The sequence below is a fragment of the Nostoc sp. C057 genome (assembly GCF_013393925.1).
Taxonomy (GTDB): domain Bacteria; phylum Cyanobacteriota; class Cyanobacteriia; order Cyanobacteriales; family Nostocaceae; genus Nostoc; species Nostoc muscorum_A.
The window spans coordinates 285027-302500 of sequence record NZ_CP040281.1 but is presented as its reverse complement, the minus strand read 5'-3'; the positions used below and the strand labels follow the sequence as shown (position 1 = coordinate 302500).

Below are 17474 nucleotides of genomic sequence, written 5' to 3'. Positions count from 1 at the left end.
AGTTTTCAAGGTTCTGGCTGAGATACAACTCAGCAGTCTGACACGTGTGTCATGTTGCTGAACTCTCACTCTTTTTTTTCAATGGCAATCGCCACAGGTGGAGGTTAGCGGACTCGAACCGCTGACATCCTGCTTGCAAAGCAGGCGCTCTACCAACTGAGCTAAACCCCCAGATACAATTAAAAATTGATAATTAAAAATTAAAAATTGAATCTTCTTCATTTTTAATTTTGCATTTTACATTTTTAATTGATTCAGGTGGGCCATCCTGGACTCGAACCAGGGACCTCACCCTTATCAGGGGTGCGCTCTAACCACCTGAGCTAATAGCCCATTTCGAACCAAATCATAGTTTGAAAGCTTTTTACATTCTGCTCATGTCTGCGACCGACCTAGGTTAGACCAACTTACTATCTATTTAACTGTGTGTTTTTCGATATGTAAGGGGTGTAGGTCTCCCTAAAAAGGAGGTGATCCAGCCACACCTTCCGGTACGGCTACCTTGTTACGACTTCACCCCAGTCACCAGTCCTGCCTTAGGCATCCTCCTCCACGAATGGTTGGAGTAATGACTTCGGGCACTACCAGCTTCCATGGTGTGACGGGCGGTGTGTACAAGGCCCCGGAACGAATTCACTGCAGTATGCTGACCTGCAATTACTAGCGATTCCTCCTTCACGCAGGCGAGTTGCAGCCTGCGATCTGAACTGAGCCCGGTTTACGGGATTTGCTTGCATTCGCATGCTTGCTGCCCTCTGTCCGGAGCATTGTAGTACGTGTGTAGCCCAAGGCGTAAGGGGCATGCTGACTTGACGTCATCCCCACCTTCCTCCGGTTTGTCACCGGCAGTCTCTCTAGAGTGCCCAACTTAATGCTGGCAACTAAAAACGAGGGTTGCGCTCGTTGCGGGACTTAACCCAACATCTCACGACACGAGCTGACGACAGCCATGCACCACCTGTGTTCGCGCTCCCGAAGGCACTCTTCCCTTTCAAGAAGATTCGCGACATGTCAAGCCTTGGTAAGGTTCTTCGCGTTGCATCGAATTAAACCACATACTCCACCGCTTGTGCGGGGGCCCCGTCAATTCCTTTGAGTTTCACCGTTGCTTAAGCGTACTCCCCAGGCGGGATACTTAACGCGTTAGCTACGGCACGGCTCGGGTCGATACAAGCCACGCCTAGTATCCATCGTTTACGGCTAGGACTACTGGGGTATCTAATCCCATTCGCTCCCCTAGCTTTCGTCCCTCAGTGTCAGTTACGCCTAGCAGAGCGCCTTCGCCACCTAAGTGTTCTTCCTGATCTCTACGCATTTCACCGCTACACCAGGAATTCCCTCTGCCCCGAACGTACTCTAGCTATGTAGTTTCCACTGCTTTTATCTAGTTGAGCTAGACTCTTTAACAGCAGACTTACATTGCCACCTGCGGACGCTTTACGCCCAATCATTCCGGATAACGCTTGCATCCTCCGTATTACCGCGGCTGCTGGCACGGAGTTAGCCGATGCTTATTCCTCAGGTACCGTCATTGTGTTCTTCCCTGAGAAAAGAGGTTTACGACCCAAGAGCCTTCCTCCCTCACGCGGTATTGCTCCGTCAGGCTTTCGCCCATTGCGGAAAATTCCCCACTGCTGCCTCCCGTAGGAGTCTCAGGCGTGTCTCAGTCCCAGTGTGGCTGATCGTCCTCTCAGACCAGCTACTGATCGTCGCCTTGGGAGTCCATTACACTTCCAACTAGCTAATCAGACGCGAGCTCATCTCTAGGCAGTTAACCTTTCACCTCTCGGCACATCCGGTATTAGCCACCGTTTCCAGTGGTTGTCCCAGACCTAGAGCCAGATTCTCACGCGTTACTCACCCGTCCGCCACTGTGTCCGAAGACACCGTTCGACTTGCATGTGTTAAGCATACCGCCAGCGTTCATCCTGAGCCAGGATCAAACTCTCCGTTTTAATTGGAAAGCTCTATAGCTCTTTTAGCTGCTCTTTTTTAACTTCAGCTTAGTTATCTTTTTATTTTCTTGACGCAATACACTTGCTGTATAATTGCTTTCAAACTATAATATTTTCAAGGTTCGGTATCCCTTTTCGCGAGTCGCTTTAAGCTCTCCGCTTCAGGCACTTATTCAATATAGCGAACACACTCCCTTGTGTCAACTATTTTCTCCAAAATAATTTTGGACTGCTTCTTTGTCCCCTGAAACTTCCCACAGTGCCGGGTTCTAGGCAACAATGGTTTATGCACTGTGCCAACTAAGGATGGGGGAAGCGTGAATTTTCAATCCGTAATAGCTTTGTTGCATCACTTCTGGGGCGAGCGCGGTTGTCTTATCGCCCAGCCCTACGATATTGAGAAGGGGGCTGGTACTAAGAATCCGCAGACATTTTTAAGAGCGTTGGGGCCGGAACCGTGGGCTGTTGCCTATGTTGAACCATGTCGTCGCCCAACGGATGGGCGGTACGGTGAAAACCCTAACCGTTTCCAACACTATTATCAGTACCAAGTTCTGATTAAGCCGTCGCCAGATAATATCCAGGAGATTTATCTTGATTCATTACGGGTTTTAGGTATTCGTCCTGAAGACCACGATATTCGGTTTGTAGAGGATAATTGGGAAGATGCAACGGTGGGAGCTTGGGGTACTGGATGGGAAGTATGGTTAGATGGGATGGAAATTACTCAATTTACCTACTTCCAACAGTGTGGGGGAATAGATTGCCGTCCTGTGTCGATTGAGATTACTTATGGTTTAGAGCGGCTGACAATGTATCTCCAGCAAGTGGAGGCAATTACTAAAATTCATTGGACGGACAATATTACTTATGGTGATGTTTTTCTGCAAAATGAGATTGAGCAGAGTACATACAATTTTGAAGCGTCTAATCCTGAATTGCTGCTGACACTGTTTAGTTTGTATGAGCAGGAAGCTAGTCAGTTAACGGAGAAGGGTTTGGTGTTACCCAGTTTGGATTATGTAATGAAGTGTTCGCACACGTTTAATCTGCTGGATGCTAGAGGTGTGATTTCGGTGACTGAGAGAACTCGCTATATTGCCAGGATTCGGCATTTGGCTAGGAAGGTTGCTCACTTATATGTAGAGCAAAGGGAGAAATTGGGTTTTCCGTTGCTCAAAGATTTAAAACCAGTCATACCTGTTGGGCAAGTAGAAGTCGCGGCTATACAAACTAAATCTGCCTCGGCAGGTTAGCAAACCTTTGATTTTGCATTCTACTAAGCTAGGCATATCTTTAATCATGTAGCTATTGCTAAAGTTCAGAAATACCGTTAAATCTTGAATCTGGAAGATTAAGGCTACAAGATAAGGCCCGCACAGGCGGGCTTTGTTCGTATAAACTTGATGGACTATACTTCACCACAGGCATCAAAATCTTTCAAAGATGTCTATTAAAGAGATGAAAAGCTTACCCAGAGGTACTCCAGCCGCAGATAATAAGAGTTTGGAATATTTGATTTTTGAATTTTATTGCCAAATTCAGCAACGCCAATTTTTCTCTATTGCTACTCTAGCTATTTTTAAGTCAACTGCGAATTCTGGGTGTCAGGTGCTTTTACAAAAAATCTTATGATTCAAACCAGTGGTGTAATTATTTGTCTTGGCTACATTTTTGGGTTGCTCTTTACAGCAGTTCCTTGGGGTGGTGTGTGGATTTTGGTTCTGGGGATAGTGGGAGCAATTCTTTTTAGAAGACGTACCAGTTCACAACAACTTGCCCAAAAAGCAGAAAAGGCTGGAAGCAAAAATAAGGCAGTGCCTAATACCTGGCAAACTAATCCCCATCCTCGAATATGGCTAGCTGCTGGCTTAGTAGGATTATTGGCAACTCTATATTTTCAATGGCGAGTGCCGCAACCAGGTGCAAAAGATATTAGTCAGTTTGTTCCACCTGGAAATAGCAGTAATCAAGAACAACTTGTGATTGTTCGTGGGGAAGTGGCAAGTAATCCTCGCTTAACTCGCAGTCAGCGAGGACAATTTTGGCTGGAAGCAACTCAGATAGATGAGGTCAAAAATGAAAAAGGTTCAGCAGGTGTCCCAAAAGGAGTAACGGGCAAATTGTATGTGACAGTGCCTATACTTCAGGCGACTGGGTTATACCCTAGTCAACAAATTGCTGTGACTGGGATTTTGTACAAACCAAAGGCGGCTTCCAATCCTGGTGGTTTCGATTTTCAGAAGTTTCTTAAGCAGGAAGGAACATTTGCTGGTTTGATTGGGCGACAAATAAATGTTTTGGATCAGGAACGGAAATGGGGATGGTGGCAAATTCGGGAGCGAATTGTGCGATCGCAAGTTCGTTGGTTGGGTATCCCTGAAGGGCCGCTTGTCAGTGCAATGGTTTTAGGCAGCAAAGCTGTTGATTTACCTTACGATATCCGCGACTTATTTGTACAAGCAGGATTAGCTCATGCTTTAGCAGCTTCTGGGTTCCAAACTTCTTTGATCTTGAGTGTGATCTTACAGTTAACCAGACGGGCAAAAAAAGCAACGCAATTTACCCTTGGCTTTTTGGCTTTAATCATTTTTCTAAGTTTAACAGGTTTTCAACCTGCGGTTCTCAGAGCCGTAATTATGGGTTTTGCAGCATTAGTTGGGCTGCTATTAAAAAGGAAGGTAAAACAGTTCGGCTCGTTACTATTAGCAGCAACTTTGTTATTGGTGTTTAATCCTCTATGGATTTGGGATTTAGGTTTTCAATTGAGTTTTTTAGCAACGCTGGGATTAATCGTAACAGTACCTGCATTAGTCAACCGCCTAGCATGGCTACCACCTGCGATCGCTTCTTTAATTGCCGTTCCCCTTGCTGCGACTCTTTGGACTTTACCTGTACAACTTTCTGTATTTGGGGTTATACCATCTTATAGTTTGTTGCTGAATGTGCTTAGTACTCCATTAATTTCGATTATTAGTATAGGTGGAATCATTAGTGCTTTAGTAGGTTTAATTTGGACTCAGGCAGGAAGCTTCATCGCCTCGGTGTTACATTACCCGACAGACTGGCTAATTAAATTAGTGGAGTTTTTTAGCAAGTTGCCAGGAAATTCTGTTGCTGTAGGTAGTATATCCACTTGGCAGCTTTTGACGATTTATTTACTGATTATAATGGTTTGGCTAGTTCCTTGGTGGCAGCGACGGTGGTGGGTTGCTAATGTGATTGCGATTGGTTTAGTATTCATCCCCCTTTGGCATTCTACAAATACATTGTTTAGGATAACGGTATTAGAATCTGGTACGGAACCAATTGTAGTTGTTCAAGATAGAGGAACTGTAACTGTAATTAATAGTGGTGATGAAGGGACTGGACGTTTCACAATCCTACCCTTTTTACAACAGCAAGGTATAAATCAAATCAATTGGGCGATCGCAACTGATTTTCAAGGCAATGAAAGTAATGCTTGGTTAGAATTATTGCAACGTTTACCAATAAAAAATTTTTATGAATATTCACCCAATCCAGAAAATTCTATTGCAACTCAGGCAATTCAACAAGAATTACAAAAGCATCAGGGATTTTATCAACCAATGGCAGTTGGTCAAGCTGTCAAAACGGGTTCAATAGTGGCGCAGTTAATCAACGCTCAATTACCCATCTTGCAATTGCAAATTTTAGATCAAAATTGGTTATTAGTCGGTAATGTCAAGTCTAAAGAGGTACAGCAATTAGTTAAAAATGGGAGCTTGCCTCGTCCACAAGTCCTGTGGTGTTCCCCTCAGTCATTAAAAGATTTAGTTATTGCTCTGCAACCACAAGTGGCGATCGCTTCTTCTGTTAACTTTGATCCAAAGGTTTTATCGGAACTAAATCAAAGCCAAACTAAACTATTTTTTACCGGACGCGATGGGGCTATTCAATGGACACCTGATGGTCAGTTTGAGGCGTTTATTGAAGCAGCAGAAAACAAATCTTCTATCTTATGAAAAACTCACAATTCAGGAATTTTAAAAGTACGATATTTATTTTTAGGCAAGACTAGCTAAAAATGAGTTTTATAGATTACAGCCTAGTTAGTACTTAATGAAGTTTCACATTCGCCTACATTATGACAGTCTGGTCTTTGACTGACACCCAATACTTGTTGGATTTTGGGTGGGTAAAAGGGGGAAAGAAAAAACCTTTAACCTTTTCCCTGAACCCACTTCCGATTGAAAAATGCAAAACCACAAGCACTATTGGACTAGAACTAACTACTTTAAATTAAAACACAGCATTTTTTCATTTTTTAATGAAGTCATGGACTAGACTTGATTATTTACAGAACCAAATCATCTTAATTATTTAAAATCTGACAATAGTGGAAATACTTATCTTATTTTTACTTATTTAAATATTTCTTTTACATTGTGCTTATAATTCTTGCTCTAAAAATAGTTAAACTTCATACTTGAGAATAAACCATACTTTTTTACTATTGCTTAGAAAAACATCTATCCTACTTCACGATCACTTGAACTAGATGTCATTACTTATACCATTGTAGTAGCATCTTAAATGATTGATATTAGAGAAGTAGTTTAAAAATATAGCTTGTCTGTCCCCTACATGAATAAAAAATGGGCTGCTAAACGACTTACCATCAATCTCACATCAAGCGAGGCACAGAAGCTTGAACAATACTGTTCAATAACAGGGAGACCAGCAACTGATGTGATTCGGGAGTTAATTCGCTCTCTTGCTACTCAGGAGGAAAAAGGCTTGCAAACTTAGTAAATCATACTGAACAAAAAACAAAATTATGATAATCACATCTAATTAGGGAGTGAAATAAGTATTTCAGGGTTATTAGTTATTTCCCTGAAAACACACGCTATAGGTAGCAACTGAACACTTAGCTATGCCCAATATAGATGGTTTTGAGGTAATAGTTCACCTATAAGTGAATCCGTAAATCGGTTTTGCTCTCAGTATCAGTGCCAGCGTTTTCTAGGAAAATCACTAAGGAAGTTTAGAGGCAGGGGCAACAGTATTCCTGCCCAAACTTCTCTAGAGCTACAAATTACTCAATAAGATTTGGGATAATAAAATTGTTCTCGCGTTTAAATTCGCTTCTTCTCAGACCTTTTTAAATTTTGAATTTTGAAGCTTTCAATTTTAAAAACTTTTGAGTAAGACGTTCGGCGATGGCTCAGTAGAGCCGCGATGATGCCGTTCGCGTATAATTCCGTAGGAAAGTCCAAAATTTAAAATTCCCCTTTTCAAGACAGACACTTAAAAAGTCTGGTTGACTAATAAGGGAATATCAAAAATAAATTATTCAGCAAAATATATTAAGGTTAGCGTAGCGATCGCTAGCCCGGAAGTAACGATAACAAGTTTTTGTCAATTGGGGGACACACCTTTATTGACATTGCCCATCCCATAATCAGTAATGGCTTTACCAAAACTTACTCTTTCGATTCACATCCAGGAGTACAGTGATCGCCCCTTCAACAGCTAAAAATTTGATCAGAGAGTGCGTTATTGTCGCTTATTGTAGGTATCGCTTGTTTTCAATTGCGACGGAAATTTCTCTTACGTTGTTTGTGTCTTGCAACTTCTTTGCGCTTGTGTTTTTCCAAAGGGGTTTCAAAGTGACGATTCTTTCTCATGTCTGGGAAAATACCTGCTTTGGAAACTTCTCTCTTAAATCGACGCAAGGCCGATTCAATTCCTTCATTTTCGCCCACAAATACTTGGGTCATTTTCATCTCCTACTTAATTGGTACTGGGCAATTTAAAAGCATCCAGTAGATCGGAGCGCAAAAAGGGCAGATAATGATTCTGCCCTTAAGACGTTAAAACTTAATTTTTGATTTTAAACCTTAGTAGCGTCCTCGGTTGTATCCGCCACCGCCGCCGCCGCGACGATCGCCACCACCACCACCAAAGGAACCACTTCTGTCTTCCTTGGGTTTAGCCTTGTTGACTTTAAGGTCGCGTCCCATCCACTCAGCACCATCAAGAGCTTCAATGGCAGCTGTTTCTTCAGCTTCTGTGCCCATCTCTACGAAAGCAAAGCCACGTGGACGGCCTGTTTCACGATCAGTAGGCAACTGAACGCGTTTTACAGAACCATGTTCAGCAAATACAGATGTAAGGTCTTCTTGTGTGACCTCGTAGGATAGATTACCTACATAAATTGACATGCGTTATCTCCAAAATCATAGGTGTGTAGAGATTTAGATTTCGGAGACAAGCTTGTTAAGACCAAAAGGGAAAAGCCTGTCAATACTAAAAACAAACGCTGTAACCGAATTTTATTCTCACCTAACTACCTTAGCACATCCTTGAGTTGTTACCCATCCTAAAAAAGGAAGTACTAAGGGTCAGCGATCGCAGTTCACCCTCTCAAACATCCTCTAGGTAATGATTTTATAGGCAACTTTAACATTGAGTAGCAAAAATTGCTCAAATAATTGCAAAATAAATGCAGTTCGTCATTGTAACTACCTGGAAATGCCGAGTACACTTGCTGACGCACAGAATTTACTTTCTGATCTGATCGCCCGCTACTGTGAGCGTGTAGATTATCTGATGATTCGCCTTGAAGAAGCAGAAGGGACTGATATCTTGTTGCGTGGCGACAAGGTAGAAACCCTCAGTGAAGGTATCTCCATTGGTGGACATATTCGCGCTTGTTATAAGGGTGGGTGGGGGTTAAGCTGCTTCAACCAACTGGGAACAATTCAGGATCGGATAGAAGAAGCGATCGCTGCGGCGCGAATGGTTGGTGATGAAGAAACTTTACTTGCACCCATTGACCCGGTGCAAGCAGTATGCGTTCTACCCCTAAAAGGCACTGATCCCCGAAAAATCCCACTCTCGAAGAAAAAACAATTGTGCGATCGCTATACTGAATTGCTCAAAAGTATTGATGATCGGATTACCACTACCTCGGTGCGTTATGGTGACAGCGCTCAAAGAGTGATCATTGCTACCTCAGAAGGAACTTTGATCGAGCAATCTTGGGTGGATATGGAAATGCGCTTTGCCGCCACTGCCAGAAATGGCGAAACCGTACAAACTGGACGGGAAACTACTGGTTCTCGCAAAGCTTACGAAGATTTAACTGATTTGGATGAACAAGTAAAGGGTGCGGCTCAAAGAGCGATCGCAGCTTTATCTTTGCCACCTGTCAAAGGCAATACTTATACCGTAGTCATCGACCCAATTCTCACGGGTTTGTTTGTCCATGAAGCTTTCGGACATCTTTCTGAGGCTGATATGGCTTACGAAAATCCTGATTTGTTAGAAGTTATGACCATTGGACGGCGGTTTGGCCCAGAAGAACTCCAAATTTTTGATGGTGCAGCCCCAGAGGGACATCGCGGTAGCTATTTTTACGATGATGAAGGCACGCCTGCTACAACTACGCAATTAATTAAAGATGGAGTTTTAGTTGGACGTTTACATTCTCGTGAAACTGCTGGCAAATTGGAGGAAGCGCCTACTGGTAATGCCAGATGTCTTAATTATCACTTTACTCCCATTGTGCGGATGACAAATACCTGGATTGAACGGGGTAAAACACCAGTTAAAGACTTATTCACTGATATCAAAGAAGGAGTTTATGCCCGTAATTGGTTGGGTGGAATGACGAATGGTGAAATGTTTACCTTTAGCGCCGGGGAAGCTTGGATGATTAGGAATGGCAAAATTGCTGAACCTGTGCGGGATGTAACGCTTTCGGGAAATGTATTCCAAACTTTAGCGGATATTGAGGCAATTGGTGATGATTTTTACTGGGATGAATCCGGCGGTTGTGGCAAGGGAGGACAAAATGGTTTGTCAGTGGGTTGTGGTGGCCCTAGCCTCCGAATTCAAGATGTAGTGGTTGGTGGTGAAATGTGATCTACCCGCCGCTATAACTGTTAGTCCGAGTAAACTTAGGTTTTTAGTAGTCTGTCAATCTTAAATTGATAGGCTACTAGTGGTCTATCAATTTAATTTTGCTAGGTTTGTAGTGAGCGATTTATCGCTTAAATCAAGGACTAAAGTCCTTACTACGAACTTTTATAACCCTTCAGAATTAATGAGACAGACCACTAGTTTCACTAAAGAATGCCTCAGTTTAAATCAGCTTGCTAGCCAGAAAGCGACGTTACGCATATAGATTTTGATGTTCTAAAGCTCGTGGATGCCATCTCCCGGTGGTTCATCCACAAATGAGTATAGCGATCGCTTTACACTAATGCTTAAATTTTTTCATTTCTCAACATCCCTCCAAAGTATGAAAATAACTCATAACTCTAGGTAGTAGCGCCAGTAATAGAGGATGACTTATATATATATAAAGCTGATTTCATATTCACTCTAGTTTTATCTCCCACACCCATTCTCCGTTGCGCGTACTGGAGACATACTGCTTTATCTGAGCCATTTTTATAGCCTCAATTAAGCGTTCCTTAGCACAGCGACAGATATGAAAGCAGATCAATTCCTGAAAAACTATGCCGCAGGTGTCAGAGACTTTACTGGTGTTAACTTAAGCGAGGCAAACTTAAGGGAAGCCAATCTCAGTGATGTAATTTTAGATAGAGCTATTTTAGATGGAGCTAATCTGAGTCATGCTAATTTAGCCCAGTCCAGTTTGATTGAAGCAGACTTAAATGGAGCTGATTTGACTAATGCTAACCTCAGTGGTAGCAACTTAAGCGGAGCGATTTTGGATGGAGCTATCTTGGATGGCGCAGCAATGGAAGGAGCTAATTTGAGTCAAGCTGATTTGACGGTTGCTAAGTTGATTGAAACTAACTTGAGTGAGGCGGATTTGCAGGAAGCAAGCTTGATAGCGGCGAATCTAGATGGAGCGGATTTGAGTGGTGCAGACTTAACTGTAGCCGACTTATCCCAGGCAAATCTCACCCAAGCAGATTTGAACCAGACAAATTTGAGCGGAGCGAATTTGCATGGAGCCAATGTAGAAGGAACGATTCTAGATGAGAATGCTTAAATCTAATTTCTTTAAGATGGCTGATGATGTGAAAAATAATTAGCAAAGTAAACAATGGGCTTAAGCCCATTGTCTAAAAGCGATCAAATGTCCACTACAGTTTATTTAGTTAGTTTATTGCTATTGTCTTGACTGGTTTAGCATCACTGACTTTTGATGAAAAATTATTCAGCCACAATTAACAAGTTTGTATGTGCATAGGCATCGCACATTTATGATAAATTAAATCCAGCTTCGGGCTGGATAATAGCTAGAGACAGTTTTGAGATTGAATGTTTTCTTGATTTTTAACTTACCAAATCAACTAAGGCGTTCGATTGGAAGCGGACTATAGATGAAACTGAGCAACCGCGATAATTCTCAGAAGTGAATACTGATAGTGTGATATTAGCTTGACCAGGATCTAATATGCGTTTTACCTTGCAGGTTTGCATTTTGTTGTTGCAGTAAGCAATAATGCGATCGCCAGCCTTGACATCCAACGCTTGAATTTTCACTTAATATCAACCTCGCCCAAGATTTTGTTTAGCGAAAGAAAATATATTGTTATATTTTACTTGCTCAACAATTTAAATATTTATTTAAGTATAACACAAAAACTAAGGGTTTTAAATGCTATCAATTTAATATTGATAATGTCAAGTTTATTTATCCTCAAAACTCTATTAAATGCTGGATTTTCAAAAAATAAGGATAAATACCGCCCTTCTCGCAACATCTGGTACAGCACGGCATAAGCAGGACTTACGCATTGAAAACCTGAAACCTCGCGTAGCGTGCGCTTTGCGCCTTTCCCTAAAAAAGCTTGATTTTTTATTATTTTTGTTCTCATATTCTGTATGGGAACGAACAAAACCTCAATTAGTAAGACTTGGGTTGAAAATTCAGATGGTGGTAAACCTCCACTTTGCTCTAAATTTTTGCGAGTAAGATTTTTTCTTTCTATGTTTTTGTTACAATTATTGAAATTTTTACCTAAAAATACCACTATGGCTTTATATGCTGAATTACATAGACATCTGGGCGGTTCCGTCGTACCGCGAGTTCTATGGCGATATTTCGAGCGACATTCTTCGGAGTTGATTTCCCGTTTTGCTGACTATTCACAATTTGAAGATTTTTACACCCGTCCACGCAACACCCTGGATGAGTATCTAGAATTACACACCTTGGTAGAAAGTGTGCAAACAGTTGAGACTTTGCCTTACTTTATCTATCGCTTGGTGCGAGGTGCTTACATCTTTGAAAATTTGGCTTATCTGGAACTGCGCTACACTCCCTATTTGCGGACACCTGAACATCTTAATCAATCACAGAGAATTGACAAGATGGCAGAAATTGTGAAAGTAGTAGGACTTGCTAGCCACCAGCCAGAACATCCGATTGTTACCAGCCAAATTCTCTGTATGCACACCCGCCTACCTTATGAGGTGAACAAGGCGATTGTTGATTTAGCGGCACAAAATCAGCAGTATGTCTGTGCAGTCGATGTCGCAGGGGGTGATAGCTATTATGCCGATCGCTTAGAAGAATGGGTTAGCTTATATGATTATGCGCGATCGCTAGGCGTTAAAACTACGGGACATCTATATGAAACCACGGCCGGTTGTTATCCCGAACTGTTACCCTATCTCATGCGAATCGGTCACGGTATTCAAATCCCCCTACTGTATCCAGAGTTACTTAATGATGTAGCTAGACGCGGACAGTGTTTAGAGGTTTGCCCCACAACTTACCTAAAAACTGGTACTTTGCAGGATATACGTCAACTCAAATTAGTTTTTGACCGTTGTTTTGATGCTGGGGTAGATATTGCTATCTGTACTGATAATGCTGGGTTGCACAATGTGCGTCTACCGTTTGAGTATGAAAATCTCTTAACTTACGACATCATTAGTTTTGAGCAACTTCAAGCTTGCCAGGATGCTGCTTTCCGTCATGCTTTCGCTTGGCCTTACAGTGAACGTCCTGCATCCTTGTTGAACGGTTTGCTCAAACCTGAACCACCTAAAGTTTTGGCAACAAGAGATAGTAATTAACGACCACCTAAAGATAAGCAAAAAGTAAGGTGATTTAATGTTAATTAATGTTGCAATCACTGGTTTTTATTATGATGCTGTAAAGAAAGCTGTAATGCACAATAGATATCTTGCAAAAACAATGTTTTAGAAATTAAACTACAGATGTTCACAGATAATTCATCGGTGTTTATTTGTAGTTAATTTTTCGCTAATTCTGATTTTTGCTAGAAGTCTAGTGTGCAGTACAAAAAACCAGCAATGATGAAATAAATAGACTTAGATTAGTATGCCTGGGTTAAGTTTAAGCGCCAACACCTTCTGTAGCACCGCCGGCTGAAATCCAAGCTGCAAGGCCACCTTTGATTTCAGCTACTTCAACAAACCCTGCCCCTCTCAGAATTTGTGCAGCCTGGGTTGTATGCTCATCAGTGTCGCCATAAATATAGATATGGCGTTCTTTATGTAGGGCAGATTTGGCTTTAGATGCCAAATCGTCTAATGGAATGGGTATTGCTCCACTGATCCGACCGTGATTGTAGGTGTGGCGATCGCGCACATCAACAATTGTAAAACCTGGTTGACCCCATTGCAAACGGGTCTTTAAATCATGGACATCAGCAACTAAATTATTACTCATAAGCTTTTCCTGCTTATTACCTCACAAGCAATTTATCAAAAATCGCCTTTTAATTGAGTTTTCAGTGTAATAAGTTAATAATTTGCAACTAGCTAGTTGAAAATAATCTCTCATCTCTCCCTACTTCCCTTACGCCCAGAAGCTATAAACTATAATTTATGGCATCTACTATTCAAGCTCTACCAACAGAAGTCGTATATCTTATTACAGCTGGTGAGGTAATCGACTCTTTAGCCTCTGTGGTGCGGGAATTGGTAGAAAATTCCCTAGACGCAGGTGCAACGCGAATTGTGGTTTCTTTATGGCCGCAGCAATGGCGAATTCGTGTGGCAGATAATGGTTGTGGAATGAACCTGGATGATTTGGAACAAGCAGCCACAGCCCACAGCACCAGTAAAATTCGCTCTAGTGCTGATTTATGGAAAATTAACAGTTTAGGGTTTCGTGGTGAGGCGTTACACAGCTTAACAACTCTGGCAGATTTGGAAATTTTGAGCCGTCCTGTGGGTGGAAAATTAGGATGGCGGATTAGCTATGGCGATGGTGGGAAAGTTGTGCAAGTTGAAGTAACTGCGATCGCACCTGGTACAGTGGTGACAGTTTCCAATCTTTTCGGTAATTGCTCATCACGTCGTCAGGGATTGCCCACAGTCGCACAGCAAATGAAAGCTGTGCAAGCCACAATTCACCAAATCGCTCTGTGTCATCCCCACGTCACCTGGCAGATTTGGCAAAATGACCGTCAATGGTTCACCATCTCTCCAGCTGCAACAACTGGGCAATTGCTACCGCAGATTTTACCCCAAGTGCGACAAGGTGATTTGCAAGAAATAAAACTCGAAATACCCAACCCATTAAACTCAGAACTCCTAACTCCTAACTCCTCACTCCCCACTCAGCACTCAGCACTCAGCACTCAGCACTCAGCACTAAATTTAGTGGTAGGATTACCCGATCGCTGTCATCGTCATCGTCCAGATTGGGTACGTGTAGCCATTAACGGACGGATGGTTAAGACACCGGAACTAGAGCAAACGATATTATCAGCATTTCACAGAACATTACCACGCGATCGCTATCCAATTTGTTTCTTACATCTTGCCATTTCCCCCGATCAAATTAACTGGAATCGCAATCCAGCAAAAACAGAAATTTATCTCAACGAAATCATTTATTGGCAAGAGCAAATTACCCAAGCAATTAACCAAGCGCTCAGTATCTCTTCTCCCAATCTCAAAGAAGCAGTTCACACAACACGAGTTAGTAAATTACTCAAAGCAGCAGAAGCCAAAGGCGGCTACAATTTCAATCCTCAAAATCCCAAGGAAGATCGCAAAAATCCTAATTCTTTAAAAGCTGTCGCTCAAGTTAGCAACACCTATATTGTGGCTGAACATCCAGGTGGTATGTGGTTAGTAGAACAGCATATTGCCCATGAGCGAGTTTTGTATGAGCAATTATGCGATGATTGGCAACTTGTCCCCATCGAACCGCCAATCATTCTTTATCAATTGTCATCAGCGCAAGTATCGCAACTGCAACGCATCGGTTTAGACATAGAACCCTTTGGCGAGCAACTTTGGGCTGTCCGAAACATACCCGCACCTTTGCAACAGCGAGACGACTGTGCAGAAGCAATTTTAGAGCTTAGTTGGGGAGGTGACTTACAAACAGCCCAAGTAGCTGTCGCCTGTCGCAGTGCCATTCGTAATGGTACACCCATGAATCAACAAGAAATGCAGACACTTTTAGATAATTGGCAACGCACTCGCAACCCTCGCACCTGTCCCCACGGACGGCCAATTTATTTATCTTTAGAAGAATCAGCTTTAGCCCGGTTTTTCCGGCGTAATTGGGTAATTGGAAAAAGTCATGGAATTTAATTTTAAATTAAATACAAGTGCATGAAATTTTAATTAACTGTACATTAACCTAACTATTAATAATCTGTTCTACCGCAACAGAAATATCTGGAAATGCTAGCGGTTGAATTGTTCCCGCAGTCAATGTCAATTTTGTTGCGTACTCTCCATCTAAGATTTCTCGAAACACCACTAAGTGTAGCTTTTTAAGATTTACAACCCAATACTCTAAAATACCTGCTTCTGCGTAGATTTTGCTTTTTATCTCTAAATCTTTTTCTAAACTTGAGTTAGCATACTCAATCAACCAAAAAATATTTTCTGGATAGGGATGATGCTCTCGATACTCACGTCCCAAACGTTGGACAATGGCAATATCTGGTTCTGGTTCCGAGTCGTTGGGTAAGGTGATAGGCTTGGCTTCACGAATTTTAGCGCGTTCAGCCAATAACTTTGCTAGATACTCACCAGCTTCATCACTACAATAAGGATGGGGTTCACCTTCGGGTGACATTTCGACAATTTTCCCCTTAAGTAGTTCAACTTTGCGATCGCTCAAAATGCCAGCATCAATCATGCGGTGATATTCGTCAATTGTCCATTTAGCAACAATAAAAGTCATGAGGATTGATTCCTCTCAATAATTCTTGATATTTTACCATCTTAAATGGACTTCAAAGGAAGCCGTTAGCGCCTCTGTGTCCTTGTAGTCAAGATTGAGGCTATACTTAATTGGCAAGAAATTACAATCTAATTTTTATAAAAGCTATTAATTGTTATTGAAGTTTAATACTTATACCTTCGGGTAGAAGGAAAACACTATTGTAATTTCTAAGCTAGTGATTAAGTTTTTTGATGGACGAAATTATGCTGAACATTATTGCTTGGATCATTCTGGGTTTAATTGCTGGAGCTATAGCAAAAGCCATTTATCCTGGTCGTCAAGGTGGTGGAATTGCTTCAACTATGATTTTAGGTATCGTAGGTGCTGTGATCGGAGGATTTTTAGTTACTCTTTTAGAGACAGGGAGATTTCAATTAACTGCTGCAACCCTTAGTATACCAGGTGTAATTGTTGCTGTAATTGGCGCAATAATTGCCATCTTTCTCTGGAACCTATTAGCTAATCGTGCCAGTTATTAGTTGAATGAAATCTCTAGAAAAATCATGGTTAAAAGCAATTTCTTAGGAATTTACCCTTTCAGATTTTACGCAAATACAAAAACTCCACTTCCTTAAGGTTAGTGGAGTAATTAATGTTAAGGCATCAGTAATGAATCATGGTTAGTGTTGCTTTACTGCAAAAACTAAATTATTCTAAAGCTTTTTTAAGTTCATCTTTAATGTTTTCTACAGTGTGACCAACTTGGGCTTCAGCTTGCTTTGCTTGTCCTTCAGCTTTATCTTGTGGATTTCCAGTTATTTCACCCACAACCTCTTGGATTTTTCCTTCAATATTCTTTACGGTAGCTTCTACTCTTTTTTCGGTACTCATGGCTTTTATGTCTAGCTTGTAGTTGATTCAGCTATTACATAAACTAACAGTTATGTATTCTTTTTGACCTCCATCAACCGATAGAAGAATTCGGTCGGTTATGTATCTTAAGATAGATACGGTGAGCTACAGAGTAAGCAAGTAAAAAAATCCGAATTCATAGAAATTTGCACTGTTCACATCCCCGACTTCTCAAAGAAGTCGGGGATTTAACTTTTCACAAAGTATTTAGGACTGCTATATACATCTTCATAGAAAATTAGAGCAGTAAAAGTAAATTTTCAATAAAAGGGCAGAAAAGGAGTGGCAACAAAACGTCAAAAAGATGTATGGAGGAGTGAGATTAATGACATTATTCGGGGTGCTTGCGGAGGTTTTTTATTTGGCATCCCTTTACTGTACACAATGGAGGTTTGGTGGATTGGATCGCGGGCAAAACCACAACTGATGATGATGGCGATCGCATTGATGTTTAGGGAGCATCCACTTTTGGAAGATATACAAAA

14 protein-coding genes, 2 tRNA genes, 1 rRNA gene and 1 pseudogene are annotated in these 17474 nt (G+C 41.6%); 8 read left to right on the top strand and 10 right to left on the bottom strand.

What is annotated here, in order from left to right:
* Positions 1–98: 98 nt before the first annotated feature.
* From FD724_RS01265 to FD724_RS01255, 3 genes are all read right to left on the bottom strand, one after another.
* Positions 99–171: transfer RNA gene (locus FD724_RS01265), tRNA-Ala, on the bottom strand.
* An 88-nt stretch (positions 172–259) separates the two neighbouring features.
* Positions 260–333, bottom strand: a tRNA-Ile gene (locus FD724_RS01260).
* A 130-nt stretch (positions 334–463) separates the two neighbouring features.
* Positions 464–1955 (bottom strand): 16S ribosomal RNA (locus tag FD724_RS01255).
* A gap of 317 nt (positions 1956–2272) precedes the next feature.
* Between FD724_RS01255 and glyQ the strand changes: the two genes are divergently transcribed.
* Entirely contained in the window at positions 2273–3211 is a 939-nt protein-coding gene (gene glyQ, locus FD724_RS01250) for a glycine--tRNA ligase subunit alpha (protein ID WP_179071311.1), read from the top strand.
* Between the two features lie 375 nt (positions 3212–3586).
* On the top strand, positions 3587–5941 hold the full coding sequence (locus FD724_RS01245) for a ComEC/Rec2 family competence protein (RefSeq protein WP_179071310.1): 2355 nt from the start codon (positions 3587–3589) through the stop codon (positions 5939–5941).
* 1569 nt (positions 5942–7510) lie between these two features.
* On the opposite strand, the gene rpsU is transcribed toward FD724_RS01245, so the two are convergent.
* A complete protein-coding gene (gene rpsU / locus FD724_RS01240) occupies positions 7511–7702 on the bottom strand; it encodes a 30S ribosomal protein S21 (protein WP_069073774.1) in 192 nt (63 codons plus the stop codon).
* 120 nt (positions 7703–7822) lie between these two features.
* Positions 7823–8146 carry an RNA-binding protein gene (locus FD724_RS01235; RefSeq protein WP_114085123.1) on the bottom strand — a complete coding sequence of 108 codons (324 nt, stop codon included), beginning with the start codon at positions 8144–8146 and terminating at the stop codon, positions 7823–7825.
* A 310-nt stretch (positions 8147–8456) separates the two neighbouring features.
* On the opposite strand from FD724_RS01235, the gene FD724_RS01230 reads away from it, so the two are divergent.
* Positions 8457–9851, top strand: coding sequence for a TldD/PmbA family protein (locus FD724_RS01230; RefSeq protein WP_179071309.1), 1395 nt, complete (start codon positions 8457–8459; stop codon positions 9849–9851).
* Between the two features lie 571 nt (positions 9852–10422).
* A complete protein-coding gene (locus FD724_RS01225) occupies positions 10423–10953 on the top strand; it encodes a pentapeptide repeat-containing protein (protein WP_179071308.1) in 531 nt (176 codons plus the stop codon).
* A gap of 287 nt (positions 10954–11240) precedes the next feature.
* On the opposite strand, the gene FD724_RS01220 is transcribed toward FD724_RS01225, so the two are convergent.
* Together FD724_RS01220 and FD724_RS01215 are read right to left on the bottom strand one after the other, a co-directional pair.
* Positions 11241–11450, bottom strand: a complete 210-nt coding sequence (locus FD724_RS01220) for a hypothetical protein (protein WP_041565457.1) — start codon at positions 11448–11450, stop codon at positions 11241–11243.
* Positions 11451–11530: 80 nt separating this feature from the next.
* Positions 11531–11941 (bottom strand): hypothetical protein, encoded by a 411-nt coding sequence (locus FD724_RS01215; RefSeq protein WP_179071307.1) that lies wholly within the window; start codon positions 11939–11941, stop codon positions 11531–11533.
* A gap of 1 nt (position 11942) precedes the next feature.
* Between FD724_RS01215 and FD724_RS01210 the strand changes: the two genes are divergently transcribed.
* The gene (locus FD724_RS01210; protein ID WP_179071306.1) at positions 11943–12992 is read left to right on the top strand and encodes an adenosine deaminase; all 1050 of its coding nucleotides are present in this window, start codon (positions 11943–11945) and stop codon (positions 12990–12992) included.
* Between the two features lie 283 nt (positions 12993–13275).
* Here FD724_RS01210 and FD724_RS01205 read toward each other — a convergent pair whose 3' ends face one another.
* Positions 13276–13611: a rhodanese-like domain-containing protein gene (locus tag FD724_RS01205; protein WP_114085120.1), complete on the bottom strand. Its 336-nt coding sequence runs from the start codon at positions 13609–13611 to the stop codon at positions 13276–13278.
* Between the two features lie 158 nt (positions 13612–13769).
* Between FD724_RS01205 and mutL the strand changes: the two genes are divergently transcribed.
* A complete protein-coding gene (gene mutL / locus FD724_RS01200) occupies positions 13770–15494 on the top strand; it encodes a DNA mismatch repair endonuclease MutL (protein ID WP_179071305.1) in 1725 nt (574 codons plus the stop codon).
* A 49-nt stretch (positions 15495–15543) separates the two neighbouring features.
* Here the strand turns inward: mutL and FD724_RS01195 are convergent, their stop codons facing one another.
* A complete protein-coding gene (locus FD724_RS01195) occupies positions 15544–16095 on the bottom strand; it encodes a Uma2 family endonuclease (protein WP_179071304.1) in 552 nt (183 codons plus the stop codon).
* Positions 16096–16343: 248 nt separating this feature from the next.
* Here FD724_RS01195 and FD724_RS01190 point away from each other — a divergent pair, with 248 nt between their 5' ends.
* Entirely contained in the window at positions 16344–16616 is a 273-nt protein-coding gene (locus FD724_RS01190) for a GlsB/YeaQ/YmgE family stress response membrane protein (protein WP_114085130.1), read from the top strand.
* Between the two features lie 169 nt (positions 16617–16785).
* On the opposite strand, the gene FD724_RS01185 is transcribed toward FD724_RS01190, so the two are convergent.
* Entirely contained in the window at positions 16786–16968 is a 183-nt protein-coding gene (locus tag FD724_RS01185) for a CsbD family protein (RefSeq protein WP_012409675.1), read from the bottom strand.
* A gap of 303 nt (positions 16969–17271) precedes the next feature.
* On the opposite strand from FD724_RS01185, the pseudogene FD724_RS01180 reads away from it, so the two are divergent.
* Positions 17272–17442, top strand: a pseudogene (locus FD724_RS01180) (DUF2391 family protein); the annotation flags it as partial.
* Between the last annotated feature and the right edge of the window lie 32 nt (positions 17443–17474).

What these genes read in the sequence shown, in the direction of transcription:
- FD724_RS01245 (WP_179071310.1), top strand. Translation starts at nt 3,587, where the DNA reads ATGATTCAAACCAGTGGTGTAATTATTTGTCTTGGCTACATTTTTGGG.
- rpsU (WP_069073774.1), bottom strand. Translation starts at nt 7,702, where the DNA reads ATGACCCAAGTATTTGTGGGCGAAAATGAAGGAATTGAATCGGCCTTG.
- FD724_RS01235 (WP_114085123.1), bottom strand. Translation starts at nt 8,146, where the DNA reads ATGTCAATTTATGTAGGTAATCTATCCTACGAGGTCACACAAGAAGAC.
- FD724_RS01230 (WP_179071309.1), top strand. Translation starts at nt 8,457, where the DNA reads ATGCCGAGTACACTTGCTGACGCACAGAATTTACTTTCTGATCTGATC.
- FD724_RS01225 (WP_179071308.1), top strand. Translation starts at nt 10,423, where the DNA reads ATGAAAGCAGATCAATTCCTGAAAAACTATGCCGCAGGTGTCAGAGAC.
- FD724_RS01210 (WP_179071306.1), top strand. Translation starts at nt 11,943, where the DNA reads ATGGCTTTATATGCTGAATTACATAGACATCTGGGCGGTTCCGTCGTA.
- FD724_RS01205 (WP_114085120.1), bottom strand. Translation starts at nt 13,611, where the DNA reads ATGAGTAATAATTTAGTTGCTGATGTCCATGATTTAAAGACCCGTTTG.
- mutL (WP_179071305.1), top strand. Translation starts at nt 13,770, where the DNA reads ATGGCATCTACTATTCAAGCTCTACCAACAGAAGTCGTATATCTTATT.
- FD724_RS01195 (WP_179071304.1), bottom strand. Translation starts at nt 16,095, where the DNA reads ATGACTTTTATTGTTGCTAAATGGACAATTGACGAATATCACCGCATG.
- FD724_RS01185 (WP_012409675.1), bottom strand. Translation starts at nt 16,968, where the DNA reads ATGAGTACCGAAAAAAGAGTAGAAGCTACCGTAAAGAATATTGAAGGA.